Genomic DNA, 11,611 nt, shown 5'->3' on the forward strand with positions numbered 1-11,611 from the left:
CTTTGCCCAGCGAGGCGGCGCTGGCGTTGACGATGCTGTTGATGCCGATGGTCTGGCCGGCGTCGGCGCCGACCTGGAACAGCGCGCCGGAGAAGGAGCCGTCCAGCAGCTTGGTGCCGTTGAAGTTGGTCTGGCTGGAGACGCGGTCGATTTCCGAGGCCAGCTGCTTGACTTCCGAGTTCAGCGCGCCGCGGTCGGTGGTGGAGTTGGTGGCGTTGGCCGACTGCACCGCCAGTTCGCGGATACGCTGCAGGTTGTTGCCGATTTCGACCATCGCGCCTTCGGCGGTCTGCGCCAGCGAGATGCCGTCGTTGGCGTTGCGCGAGGCCACGTCCAGGCCGCGGATCTGGGTGGTGAAGCGCTCGGAGATCGCCAGACCAGCCGCGTCGTCCTTGGCGCTGTTGATGCGCAGGCCCGAGGACAGGCGCTGGATCGTCGTCGCCAGGCTGGCGCTGGTGGTGTTGAGGTTCCGCTGAGCGTTCAGCGACATTACGTTGGTATTGATGACCTGTGCCATTTTGATATCTCCTCTAAGCGATTTGTCCGGCAACCGGTTGGTGCCTGGAGTCTCCGCAGGGGGCCATCAATTTGGCCAGTGCGGCTGGTGATATAAGTAACGGCGACAGGCTCGCAACCTTTAGCGATTTACTGCAGAAAATTTGCCGTTCCGGCGATGCGCAAAACACCAGGAATACCGCGGAGAGCCTTTCTCGGCCGCACTTCGGCAAACTTTAGGGCTGCCTGCGCGTTGTCTACCTATCCAGCGGCGATGACGATCTTTGTATAACGCGAAAGGCCCGGAAGCGTTGCCGCGCTCCGGGCCTTTCTGTATATCCGGTATATCGCCGATCAGCCGAGCCGGTCGAACAGCGACATCCTTTGCATCTGGGTAAAGATGGTCTGTGCCGCTTTCAGCGCCGACTGTTCCAGTTGGTACTGGGAGATCGCCTGGGCGTAGTCGAGGTCGCGCAGCGAGGACAGGGTGGTCTTCAGGGTCACGTCGTTGGAGGCGCGCAGGTCGGTGGCGTTGTCGATCGCCGCGAGCTGGGCGCCGCCGGCGGCGCGCGCGTCGATCATCTTCGACGAGGCCTGGGTGATGTCGCGCATCGACGACTGCAGACCGTTCTGCAGGGCAGCCTTGGCGGCCGGGGTGATCGGATCGGTGTTGAGCAGGTTGACCAGGTTGCTGATGGTGGAGAACACGTCCTTGGTGGTCGAGGCGCCGATCTGGAAGCTGTCGCCGGCGGCGGGGGCGCCGTCCACACGCATCTTCAAGCCGGGCAGGCCGATGCTCTCGCCGGCGGCATAGGTGCCTGTATTGACCACCGCGCCACTGCTGTCGCGCACCTCGTAGGTGGTGGCGGCGGTGAACACGACACTGTAGCTGCCGCCGTTCCAGGCGCTGCCGGAGCCGTCGCGGCTGAAATCCAGCAGCAGGCCGGTGCCGGTGTTGCCGGCGGCCGCATGCGCGTCCACGGTGCCGTCGCCGGTGGGCACGCGCATGAAGATCTCGCTGCCGGGCAGGGTGTCGGAGACCTTGGTGTCCGGTGCCACTTCCACGCTGCGCTGGGTCTGGTTGCCGCTGTAGACCACGTTGCCCGAGACCACGGCGAACGGGGCCGCATCGTCGGCGGTGCCGCCGAACAGGTAGCGGCCGGAGCCGTCGGTGCTGTTGGACAGGCTCAGCAGGCTGTCGTGCAGGGTCTTCAGCTCCGCGGCGATGGCCTTGCGGTCGGGCGTGGTCAGCGCCGAACTATTGGCTTCCACCGTCAGATCCTTGACCCGCGCCATCAGGTCGCCGGCCTGCGCCAGCGAGTTTTCCTGCAGGTTGAGCCGGTTCTGCACGTTGTTGGCGTTGTCGCCGAAGCGCGCCAGCGCGGCCACCGTGCGGTCCAGGCTGACCGCGGTGCCCGCGGCGACCGGATCGTCGGCCGCACTGACGATGCGCTGACCGGTGGAGAGCTGTTGCTGCAGGTGCGAGATCGTCGCCTGCTTGCCGAGCATGGTGTTGAGCGACTGATTGAAGATCATGCCGCTGGAGATGCGATTGCTCATCGGACCGCGCTCAGGATGGACTGGAACAGGGTGTCGGCGGTGGAGATCAGGCGCGAGGCCGCCTGGTAGGCCTGCTGCAGCCGCAACATGTCCGCCGCTTCCTCGTCGAGGTTGACGCCGGACAGCGAGTCGCGCGCGTCCTGGGCGCTGCTCTGGATCACGTCCTGCGCGTCGGCCGCGTACTTGGCCTGGCGCGCCGCCGAGCCGACCGTGGTGGTCAGGCCGGCCACCGCACCGTTGAGGGTGATGGTGCCGCCGTTGAAGGCCTTGGCATCGTCCAGGTTGGACAGCAGCAGGGCGTTGCCGTTGTTGCTCGAGCCGACCCCGGTCGGGCCCACCGCGAAGCTGTCGCCGGCGGACGGGACGCCGTCCATGGTCAGGCTCCAGCCGTTGGCGCTGATGGTCTGGCCGGCGGTGTAGGTCTGCGGCGCGCCGCCGTTGATCGAGTAATGGGTGGAATCGATGAAGGCGATGTTCGTTGGCGTCAGCAGGTTGGCATTGCTGGCGTTGGTCGCGGTGACGTTGCTGACCTTGCCGGTGCCCTGGTTGCTGAGCGTGGCGCTGGCCTGGATCGGCGTCGCCGCGGCGATGCGCGAGGGGTCGCTGATGGCCACGGACAGCTTGCTGATGGCATTGGCGGTGGGCTGCAGCAGGAACTTGTCGCCGCTGGCGGCGGTGCCGGAGACCTGCAGGGTCACGCCGTTGACCACGAACGGATCGGCGTTGGTGCCGGAGCCGCTCATCGGGACGCTGGCGCCGGTGTCGGCGCGGCTGGCGCTCCAGGCGGTGCCGTTGTAGGTCAGCAGCAGGTTCTGCCCGTCGAGCTTGCTCAGGTCGCTGACGTTGGCGGTGAACGCCGCGGTGCCGGTATTGGCGCTGTTGCCGTCCACGGTCGGCGCCGGCAGGTTGAAGAAATCTCCGCCCATCTGGCCGTACAGGTCCATGCCGGCGTGGTGCTGCTGGTTGTAGCTGCTGGCCACGCCGGTGGCGATGCGGCCGAGTTCGGCCTTGGTCGGATCCAGGACGTTGCTGCGGAACTCCAGGAAGCCGCCGAGCTGGCCGCCCAGCGCCTTGCTGTTGAGCGGCGTCGAGCCGCCAGGCGTCTTCAGCGCGATCTGCAGCTTTTCCGGCTGGTAGGGATCGGGACTGGTGACCAGGGTCGACGCATTGGTGCCGACCACCATCGCCTGGCCGCCGGAGGTGTAGACGTTCATCATCCCGCCGTCCTGCTGGATGACGCTGCCGCCGGTGTAGCCGATGAGCTGGCCGATCATCTGGTCGCGGCGATCGAGCAGGTCCGGTGCGGCGGCATTGGCGTTGGAGCCGATCTGGCCGTTGAGCTTGGCGATCTCGGTGGCCAGGCGGTTGGCTTCGGCGGTGCCGGCCAGCAGGCCGTTGTTGACTTCGCTGCCGAGCGAGTCGAGCTGGCCGTTGAGCTGCTTGAAGCGGGTGACCAGCGAATTGCCGGCGTCCAGCAGGTTCTGCCGGTTGGCGCTGGCCGAGGCGTTGGAGGACAGGCCGGTGGTCGCGTCGAAGAAGTTCGACCACTGCCCGGCGATGCTGGTCGCCTTGTCCGAGAACAGCCCGTCGACGCGGCTGGACAGGCTGGAGAGCTGCTTCAGCCGGGCGACTTCGCCGGTGCTGTCGAACAGGCGCGAGATCGCCAGCTGGTCGGCGACGCGGGAGACGTCGATGATCTGGGTGCCGTTGCCGATGAACTCGCTGCCGTACTGGCTCGGGACCGTGGTCGCGAACGTCGTCCGCTGCCGGCTGTAGCCGTCGGTATTGATGTTGGCGACGTTGTGGCTGACCGTGGACAGGGCCCGCTGGAAGGCGAGCAGGGCGCCGGTACCGGTGGAGAGGATGGACATGGGCGGCTACCTCAACGGCGCACGAGGCCGGACGAATCGACGGTGCTGGCCAGCACGCGCTCGATGCCGCCGGCGGCGGCGCTGCCGATCGCGGCGACCGCGCGGCCGATGGTCGGGCCGCCGGCGATGGCGGCGATCTTGGCTGCGTAGGCAGGGTCGGTGGCGTAGCCGGCGCGCTGCAGGCCCTGGGCGAAGCCGCGGATGTCGGTGCCGGCCTTCAGCGCCTGCTGGTAGCGCGGATTGGTCTTCAGCAGGCGCACGTAGTCGGCGAAGCTTTCCGCCGGCGAGGAATAGGCACGGAAATCGGCGGTCTGCGACTGCTTGACCCCGTCCACGTACTCGTGGGTGCCGGTGGTCACGCGGTCGCCGTTCCAGCCGGTGGCCTTGATCCCGAACAGGTTGTTGGAACTGGCGCCGTCGCCGCGGGAAATGCCGCGGCGGCCCCAGCCGGTCTCCAGCGCGGCCTGCGCGACCAGGGCGCGCGCGTCCACGCCCAATTCCTGCGCGGCCTTCTGCGCATGGTTCCAGATCTTGGCGACGAAGCCTTCCGGGGTGCGCTCGCCGAGGCTGGCCGCGGCGGCGTTGGCGGCCGCGGCGGCGCTGGGATCGATGGCGGTGCCGCTGTCGGCGGCCGCCTGCACGTTCGACCAGCGGTCGTCGGCACCGGCCCAGGACAGGCCGGCGCTGCCGTCGGCCGGGCTGCTGCCGATGGCCTGGTGCATGGCGCTGCTCTCGCGGCCGGCGATCATGTCCAGCACCTGCTGCTGCGGGGCGGCGGTCGCCTCGGCGCCGCCGCTCCACGGGCCGACGCCGGCGCCGGCCGTGGCACCGGCGGCAAGCGCGGCTTCGCCCTGCAGCGCCATCGGGCCGTTGCCGGACTGGCCGGACACCAGCGAGTATGCCTTGGCCGCCTTGGCCGCGCCCAGCGAGGTATTGGCCGGCGTGGTCGCCGCCGGCTGGCCGCCACCGAGCTGCTTGGAGATCATCGCCGCCAGGCCCAGCCCCTTGCCGTCGGTCAGGCCCTTGGCGAGCTGCTGGTCGTACATGTCGCGGAAGGTCTGGTTCTCGCCGGGGAACAGCGAATTGCCGAAACTGGCCTCGCGCATGCTTTTGACCAGCATGTTGGCGAACTGCCCTTCGAGCTGGCGCGAGACCTTGTCGATCTTGGCCGGATCGTTCTGGGTAGAGGCGTGCAGGTCGAAGGGAGCGGCCGAGATACGCATGTCAGATCACCTCCAGCTCCGCGCTCAGGGCACCGGCCTGCTTGAGCGCTTCCAGAATGGCGATCAGGTCGCCAGGCGCGGCGCCGACCTCGTTGACCGCCCGCACGATCTGATCCAGCGAGGTGCCGCCCTCGAACTTGAACATGCGGCTGCCTTCGTTGGTGGCGGTGATGGTGGACTTGGGCGTGGCCACGGTCTGGCCGCCGCTCAGCGCATTGGGCTGGCTGACCTGGGTGCCTTCGCTGATGGTCACCGTCAGCGAGCCGTGCGAGATCGCCGCCGGGCTGACCCGGACCTGCGAGCCGATCACCACCGTGCCGGTGCGGGCGTTGACCACCACCTTGGCCGGTGCCGCACCCGGCGACAGCTCGACGTTCTCGATCCGTGCCAGCAGGCCGATCCGCGCGCTCTGGTCGGTGGGCGAACGCACCGCCACGGTGGAGCCGTCCACCGCATGCGCGCTGCCGGGGCCGAAGGTGCTTTCCAGCGCCGAGACCATGCGCGAGACGGTGGTGAAATCGGGCTGGTGCAGGTTCAGGGTGATCTCGCCGGTGTTGCCGAACACGTCCGGCAGCGCACGTTCCACCGTCGCGCCGTTGGGGATCAGGCCGACGCTGGGCACGTTCACCGAGATCCTCGAACCGTCCTTGCCCTGCGCGCCGAAGCCGCCGACCACCAGGTTGCCCTGCGCGACCGCATAGACCTGGCCGTCGGCGCCCTTCAGCGGCGCCATCAGCAAGGTGCCGCCGCGCAGCGAGATGGCGTTGCCGATCGAGGAGACGGTGATGTCGATGGTCTGGCCCGGCTTGGCGAACGCCGGCAGCTGCGCGCTGATCGCCACCGCGGCCACGTTCTTCAGCTGCGGATTGACGTTGGCCGGCACGTTGACGCCCAGCTCGCCGAGCATGTTCTTCAGGCTCTGCACGGTGAAGGGCGCCTGGCTGGTGCGGTCGCCGCTGCCGTCCAGGCCGACCACCAGGCCGTAGCCGACCAGCGCGTTGTTGCGCACGCCGCCGACCTGGGCCAGGTCCTTGATGCGTTCGGCCGCGGCCGGCGCGGCCAGGCCGGCGCACAGGGCGACGGCGGCGAGCAGGCGGCAGGGCAGGGACAGGAGAGTCATGGCGGGCCTCAGTACGGCGAGATGCGCGAGTTGAAGAAGCGGCTCAGCCAGCCCATTGCGTTGGACTGCGCGACCGCGCCGCGGCCGCCGTAGGCGATGCGCGCTTCGGCCACCTTGCTGGAGGGAATGGTGTTGTCCGGGGCGATGTCGGCGGCGCGGACCACGCCCTGCACCTGCACCAGTTCGTCGCCCTGGTTCAGGCGCAGGTTCTTCTGGCCCTGGATCACCAGGTTGCCGTTGGGCAGGCGCTGCATCACGGTCACGGTGATGCTGCCCTGCATGGTGTTGCTCTGCGCGGTGTTGCCCTTGCCGGCGAAGCTGCGGTCGCCGCTGGTGGAGTTGTTGAGGATGTTGGTGCCGTTGACGGTGAGCGGCGCGCCCAGCAGCGTCGGCGTGGCCATGGTCACCGCATCCTTTTTGCTGATGCTGGTGTTGGCGGTGCTGCTGGCGTTGGTGCTTTCGACCAGGGTGATGGTCAGCAGGTCGCCGACGTTGCGGGCGCGGCGATCGGAGTACAGCTGCAGGCCGGGGCCGGCGGCGTAGATCGCACCCGCGGTCGGCTGCGCCTGCGGCGCCATCACCGGCACGATCGGCGCCATCGGCGCGTACGGACGCACGTCGCCGGCGGCCACGCCCAGACCGGCGCAACCGCCGAGCAGGACCGGCAGCAGCAGCGCGGCGGAGAAGGAGAGAGAGGACAGGCGCGACATGGCGGATTCCGGAGGCGAGGGGATCAGACGTTGTTGTTCAGATAGCCGAGCATCGAGTCGGTGGTGGAGATGGCCTTGGCATTCATCTCGTAGGCGCGCTGGGTCTCGATCATGCTCACCAGCTCTTCCACCACATTGACGTTGCTGCCTTCCAGCGCGCCCTGCGCGATCTTGCCGAGGCCGTTGAGGCCGGGCGTGCCGTTCGTCGCCGGCCCGGAGGCGGCGGTTTCCACATACAGGTTCTGGCCCTGGGCCTGCAGGCCGGAGGGATTGATGAAGTCGGTCAGGGTCAGCGCGCCGACCTGCAGCGCCGCGGCGGTACCGGCGACCTGCACGCTCACCGTGCCGTCGGAACCGATGGTCACCGACTGCGCGCCTTCCGGAATCTGGATGCCCGGCTGGATCGGGTAGCCGCTGTTGGTGACCAGTTGGCCCTGCGCATCGATCTGGAAGCTGCCGTCGCGGGTGTAGGCCGAGGTGCCGTCCGGCATCTGCACTTCGAAGAAGCCGCGGCCGTTGACCATCACGTCCAGGGCGCGATCGGTCTGCTGCTGGCTGCCCTGCTCGAAATCCTTGGCGGTGGCGACCACGCGCACGCCGGTACCTACCTGCAGGCCCGAGGGCAGCTGCGTCTGCGAGGAGCTGGCGCCGCCTGGCTGCCGCAGTTGTTGGTACAGCAGGTCCTCGAAGTTGGCGCGGTCGCGCTTGAAACCGGTGGTGTTGGTGTTGGCCAGGTTGTTGGAGACGACCGACATGCGCGTCTGCTGCGCATCCAGTCCGGTCTTGGCGACCCACAAAGCCTGATTCATGACCCGAGTTCCTCTGATGGTGGCCCCGGCACGACGCGCCGGGGGCGCAGGGAGTGATGCATGTGCCGTGCCAAACCGGCGCCGCTGGCGCCGAGGCTCGTCTTAGCCGTTCAGACGCAGCAGCGTGTTGGCCGACTGCGCGTTCTCGTCGCCGTTCTTGATGACCTTCACCTGCATTTCGAACTGGCGCTGCAACTGGATCATCTGCACCAGCGCGCCGGCGGCATCGACGTTGCTGCCCTCGAGTACCCCGGTTCGCAGCGAATTGCCGGTGGCCGGCGCAAAGGCCTTGGCCGGATCGTCGCTGACGTTGCGCATCAGGCCGTCGGGCCGGCGCGTGAGCTGGTCCGCCGGCGCCTGCACCACCTTCAGCGTGGCGATGGTGCTCATCGCGGTGGGCGCTTCGCCCAGCGGCACGATCGACACCGTGCCGTCGTTGCCGATCTCCAGCGACTGGTGCGGCGGAATCGCCACCGGATTGCCCTGGTCGTCGAGCACCGCATGGCCGCTGGCGGTGACCAGCTGGCCGTTCGGGGTCAGCGCCAATTCGCCGCCGCGCGTGTACGCCTCCTTGCCGTCGGCGGACTGCACCGCCAGCCAGCGATCGGCATCCAGCGACAGATCCAGCGGATTGCCGGTCTGGTGCTGCGCGCCGACGTCGCGGTTGAAGCCCTGGTCGATGTGCAGCGCATCGATCCGCGACGGATAACCGGCGCCAGGAATCCGATAGGCCTCGGTATTGGCCAGCGCCGCCTTGAACCCGGAGGTCTCGACGTTGGCCAGGTTGTGCGACACGGTGGCCTGCGCCTGCAGCGACGCGCGGGCGCCGGTCATGGCGACGTAGAGGGCTTTGTCCATTGGAGGGAACCGGGAATGGGGAATCGGGAATGGCGGAAAGCGGGAGGTCGGTGGCGGGAATCGCGTTTACGATTCCCGATTCCCCGTTCCCGATTCCCGGCGGTCGTCAACGCATATTGATGATCGTCTGCGTGACCTGATCCTGGGTCGAGATCACCTGCGAGTTCGCCTGGAAGTTGCGCTGGGCCACGATCATGTTGACCAGCTGCTCAGTCAGGTCGACGGTCGAGGATTCCAGTGCGCCGGACTGCACGCTGCCGAAGTCCGAGGTCGCAGGCGAGCCGGTGCGGGCGATGCCCGAGGCCGAGCTTTCCGCCCAGGCGTTGTCGCCGAGCGAACTCAGGCCCTGCGGATTGACGAAGTTGGTCACCGCGATCTGGCCCAGCGCCTTGTCGGCGTTGTTGGAGTAGCGCGCGTAGACGATGCCCTTCTCGTCGATGCTGATCGAGTTGAGCTTGCCGCTGGCGTAGCCGTCCTGGGTCGCGCCGCGCAGGGCGAAGGCTTCGCCGTACTGGGTCGACCCGAACACGTTGAGGGTCAGCGACAGGGTGCCGGCGCCGGTGGCGGGGGTGAAGGAGCCCAGCGGAATCTTGCCGTCGGCCGGGCTGACCAGCGCGCCGCTGTTGGAGAACTGCAGCGTGCTGGCACCGCCGGCGGCGACGCCGTCCACGTAGTTGTAGACGGTCCACTGGTTGGGCGTGGAGGTCTTGACGAAGTACGAGGTTTGCACGTGGGCCACGCCCAGCGAGTCGTACACCGTGGTGCCGCCGCTGGAGTTGTTGTAGCTGTTGGCGTCGTTCGGATCGAACGTGGTCACCGTCGGCGGCTGGGTGTTGCCGGGCAGGGTGAAGGTCAGGTTGACCGTGCTGGTCTGCTTGGGCGGGCTGTCGGTGGTCAGCAGCTGCAGGTCGGTCAGCGTACCGGCGGCGAAGCCGTTGCCGTTGCTCGCCGGCGGGAACACCTGCAGCCGCGCCCCCTGGGGATTGACCACGTAGCCGTTGGCGTCGGTCTGGAAGTTGCCGGCGCGCGAGTACACGCGGGCGCCGTTGTTGGACAGGGTGAAGAAGCCGGAGCCGGAGATGGCCAGGTCCAGGCTGCGCCCGGTCGGATCGATGGTGCCCTGCGAGAACTGCTGGGCGACGTTGCTGACGCGCACGCCCGACCCCACCGCGTTGCGCGCCAGGCCGTAGCCGTTGAGCGTGAACTGGTCGGCGAACTCGGCGCGCGAGCCCTTGAAGCCGGTGGTGTTGGCGTTGGCGATGTTGTTGGCGGTGACGTTGAGGTCGGTATTGGCCGCCCTGAGGCCGGACAGCGATGTATTGAAACCCATGGTGGACTCCTGTGGATGTCGGCGTGGCGTTAGCTGACGCGGAGGACGTTGGTCAGCGGCGTGGTGCCGAGCCCGGTCAGATCGAGATAGATGCCGTCCGATCCGATGATGGCGCTCTCGACCGGCGCCTGGACGTAGGTGGACAGGGACAGTTGGTTGCCCTGGGCATCGGTCTGCCCAGCGGTGATGCTGTAGCTGCCGGCCGGCATGCGCTTGCCGCTGGCGTCGGTGCCGTCCCAGGCGAAATCGAGCTGGCCGGCCTTGTCCGCGGTGAGGCTGATCTTCTTGATCGGCTGGCCGGTGGCGTCGCTGACGGTGACGTCGACCACGCCGGCGGCCTTGGCCGCGACCAGGCCGCCGGTGCTGCCCTCGGCGCCCAGCGGCAGCGTCGCCGACGGCACCAGCACCTTGTGTCCGATCAGATTGGCGCCGCGCAGCACCTGGTCGGTGCTCATCGACGAGGACAGCGCGGTGACGGTCTTGTTGAGGTCGCCGATGCCCTGCACGGTCGACAGCTGCGCCATCTGCGCGACCATCTGGCTGTTGTCCATCGGCTTGAGCGGATCCTGGTGCTGCAGCTGCTCGGTCATCAGCTTCAGGAAGTCCGCCTGCTGCAGCGCCTTGTTCTTGGTGGTGCTGGTGTTGGCCGAGGCGCTCAGGCCCAGGCTGGAATAGGTGTCGGTGGAGGTGGTGACGCTGCTCATGGAAGCGGTCCTGGAACGTGACGCGGCGGAAGGAGGGCGGATCAGCGGCCCATGGTCAGAGTGGCCAGCGCCAGTTCCTTGGCGGTGTTGAGCACCTCCACGCCGGCCTGGTAGTTGCGCGAGGCGGAGATCAGGTTGACCATCTGCGAGACCGGGTCCACATCGGGCGAATAGATGTAGCCCTCGGCGTCGGCGAGCGGATGGCCGGGTTCGTAGCGCTTGATCGGCGGCGCGTTGGTCTGGGCGATTTCCTTGACATTGACCGAGGTCAGGCTGCTGTCGTGCGGGTTGCGCACCGCCTGGAAGATCGGCTCGATCGGCTTGTAGGCCGCCTCCGCCGAACCGGCCACCGAATCGGCGTTGGACAGGTTGCTGGCGATGGTGCTCATGCGCACCGATTGCGCCTGCAGCGCGGAGCCGGCGACGTCGAAGATCGGCAGGTTGCTCATGCTTATTGGCCCGTGATCGCGGTGAGCATGCTGCGCACCTTGGATTCGAGGAAGCTCAGCGAGGCGCGGTACTCCAGCGCGGCGCGGCCGTAGGCGGCGCGTTCGGCGTCCGGATCGACGGTGTTGCCGTCCATGCTGGGCTGGCTGGCGGCCCGGGTGATCTGGAACGGATTCAGGCCATCGCCGCCGACGGCGATGTGGCGGCTGTCGTCGACCGCGAGCTGGGTGCCTTCGCGCTGTCCCTGCGCGGCACGCATCGCCGCGTCGAAATCCAGGTCCTGGGCCTTGTACCCGGGCGTGTCGACGTTGCTGAGGTTGCTGGCGATCAGCTTCATGCGCTGCTCGCGCAGTGGCAGGGCGTCGCCATGGACGCCGAAGTAGGCTGTGATCGGATTGGACATGGCACGATCCCGCGGTTCGTTGCCGAAACCACAGGCAAGGCGCGTGCCAAAGGCGGGCGCGGGGGCCCGTGAGATCAGGGG

General features: G+C 68.0%; 11 protein-coding genes and 1 pseudogene. All 12 read right to left on the reverse strand.

Annotation, left to right across the window (positions count from 1 at the left end; genetic code table 11):
• Positions 1-517, reverse strand: a pseudogene (locus tag CEK65_RS15270) (flagellin); the annotation flags it as partial.
• 332 nt (positions 518-849) lie between these two features.
• Positions 850-2,055, reverse strand: a complete 1,206-nt coding sequence (gene flgL, locus CEK65_RS15275; RefSeq protein WP_017907281.1) for a flagellar hook-associated protein FlgL — start codon at positions 2,053-2,055, stop codon at positions 850-852.
• Positions 2,052-3,926 (reverse strand): flagellar hook-associated protein FlgK, encoded by a 1,875-nt coding sequence (flgK, locus tag CEK65_RS15280; RefSeq protein WP_152182237.1) that lies wholly within the window; start codon positions 3,924-3,926, stop codon positions 2,052-2,054. The genes flgL and flgK overlap by 4 nt, the downstream gene beginning before the upstream one ends.
• 11 nt (positions 3,927-3,937) lie before the next feature.
• The gene (flgJ, locus tag CEK65_RS15285; RefSeq protein ID WP_152182238.1) at positions 3,938-5,149 is read right to left on the reverse strand and encodes a flagellar assembly peptidoglycan hydrolase FlgJ; all 1,212 of its coding nucleotides are present in this window, start codon (positions 5,147-5,149) and stop codon (positions 3,938-3,940) included.
• 1 nt (position 5,150) lies between these two features.
• On the reverse strand, positions 5,151-6,269 hold the full coding sequence (locus tag CEK65_RS15290) for a flagellar basal body P-ring protein FlgI (RefSeq protein ID WP_017912877.1): 1,119 nt from the start codon (positions 6,267-6,269) through the stop codon (positions 5,151-5,153).
• An 8-nt stretch (positions 6,270-6,277) separates the two neighbouring features.
• Positions 6,278-6,979, reverse strand: coding sequence for a flagellar basal body L-ring protein FlgH (flgH, locus tag CEK65_RS15295; protein ID WP_152182239.1), 702 nt, complete (start codon positions 6,977-6,979; stop codon positions 6,278-6,280).
• A gap of 23 nt (positions 6,980-7,002) precedes the next feature.
• Complete coding sequence (gene flgG / locus CEK65_RS15300) at positions 7,003-7,788, reverse strand: flagellar basal-body rod protein FlgG (protein ID WP_017908574.1); 786 nt, start codon at positions 7,786-7,788, stop codon at positions 7,003-7,005.
• 102 nt (positions 7,789-7,890) lie between these two features.
• Positions 7,891-8,646 (reverse strand): flagellar basal body rod protein FlgF, encoded by a 756-nt coding sequence (locus tag CEK65_RS15305; protein ID WP_017908573.1) that lies wholly within the window; start codon positions 8,644-8,646, stop codon positions 7,891-7,893.
• 106 nt (positions 8,647-8,752) lie between these two features.
• A complete protein-coding gene (flgE, locus tag CEK65_RS15310; RefSeq protein ID WP_150410956.1) occupies positions 8,753-9,976 on the reverse strand; it encodes a flagellar hook protein FlgE in 1,224 nt (407 codons plus the stop codon).
• A 29-nt stretch (positions 9,977-10,005) separates the two neighbouring features.
• A complete protein-coding gene (locus tag CEK65_RS15315; RefSeq protein WP_017908571.1) occupies positions 10,006-10,680 on the reverse strand; it encodes a flagellar hook capping FlgD N-terminal domain-containing protein in 675 nt (224 codons plus the stop codon).
• 41 nt (positions 10,681-10,721) lie between these two features.
• The gene (gene flgC / locus CEK65_RS15320) at positions 10,722-11,129 is read right to left on the reverse strand and encodes a flagellar basal body rod protein FlgC (protein ID WP_017908570.1); all 408 of its coding nucleotides are present in this window, start codon (positions 11,127-11,129) and stop codon (positions 10,722-10,724) included.
• A gap of 2 nt (positions 11,130-11,131) precedes the next feature.
• The gene (gene flgB, locus CEK65_RS15325) at positions 11,132-11,530 is read right to left on the reverse strand and encodes a flagellar basal body rod protein FlgB (protein WP_017908569.1); all 399 of its coding nucleotides are present in this window, start codon (positions 11,528-11,530) and stop codon (positions 11,132-11,134) included.
• Between the last annotated feature and the right edge of the window lie 81 nt (positions 11,531-11,611).

It is taken from the genome of Xanthomonas sp. LMG 12459 (assembly GCF_009192905.1).
GTDB lineage: Bacteria > Pseudomonadota > Gammaproteobacteria > Xanthomonadales > Xanthomonadaceae > Xanthomonas_A > Xanthomonas_A sontii.

What these genes read in the sequence shown, in the direction of transcription:
- flgL (WP_017907281.1), bottom strand. Translation starts at nt 2,055, where the DNA reads ATGAGCAATCGCATCTCCAGCGGCATGATCTTCAATCAGTCGCTCAAC.
- flgK (WP_152182237.1), bottom strand. Translation starts at nt 3,926, where the DNA reads ATGTCCATCCTCTCCACCGGTACCGGCGCCCTGCTCGCCTTCCAGCGG.
- flgJ (WP_152182238.1), bottom strand. Translation starts at nt 5,149, where the DNA reads ATGCGTATCTCGGCCGCTCCCTTCGACCTGCACGCCTCTACCCAGAAC.
- CEK65_RS15290 (WP_017912877.1), bottom strand. Translation starts at nt 6,269, where the DNA reads ATGACTCTCCTGTCCCTGCCCTGCCGCCTGCTCGCCGCCGTCGCCCTG.
- flgH (WP_152182239.1), bottom strand. Translation starts at nt 6,979, where the DNA reads ATGTCGCGCCTGTCCTCTCTCTCCTTCTCCGCCGCGCTGCTGCTGCCG.
- flgG (WP_017908574.1), bottom strand. Translation starts at nt 7,788, where the DNA reads ATGAATCAGGCTTTGTGGGTCGCCAAGACCGGACTGGATGCGCAGCAG.
- CEK65_RS15305 (WP_017908573.1), bottom strand. Translation starts at nt 8,646, where the DNA reads ATGGACAAAGCCCTCTACGTCGCCATGACCGGCGCCCGCGCGTCGCTG.
- flgE (WP_150410956.1), bottom strand. Translation starts at nt 9,976, where the DNA reads ATGGGTTTCAATACATCGCTGTCCGGCCTCAGGGCGGCCAATACCGAC.
- CEK65_RS15315 (WP_017908571.1), bottom strand. Translation starts at nt 10,680, where the DNA reads ATGAGCAGCGTCACCACCTCCACCGACACCTATTCCAGCCTGGGCCTG.
- flgC (WP_017908570.1), bottom strand. Translation starts at nt 11,129, where the DNA reads ATGAGCAACCTGCCGATCTTCGACGTCGCCGGCTCCGCGCTGCAGGCG.
- flgB (WP_017908569.1), bottom strand. Translation starts at nt 11,530, where the DNA reads ATGTCCAATCCGATCACAGCCTACTTCGGCGTCCATGGCGACGCCCTG.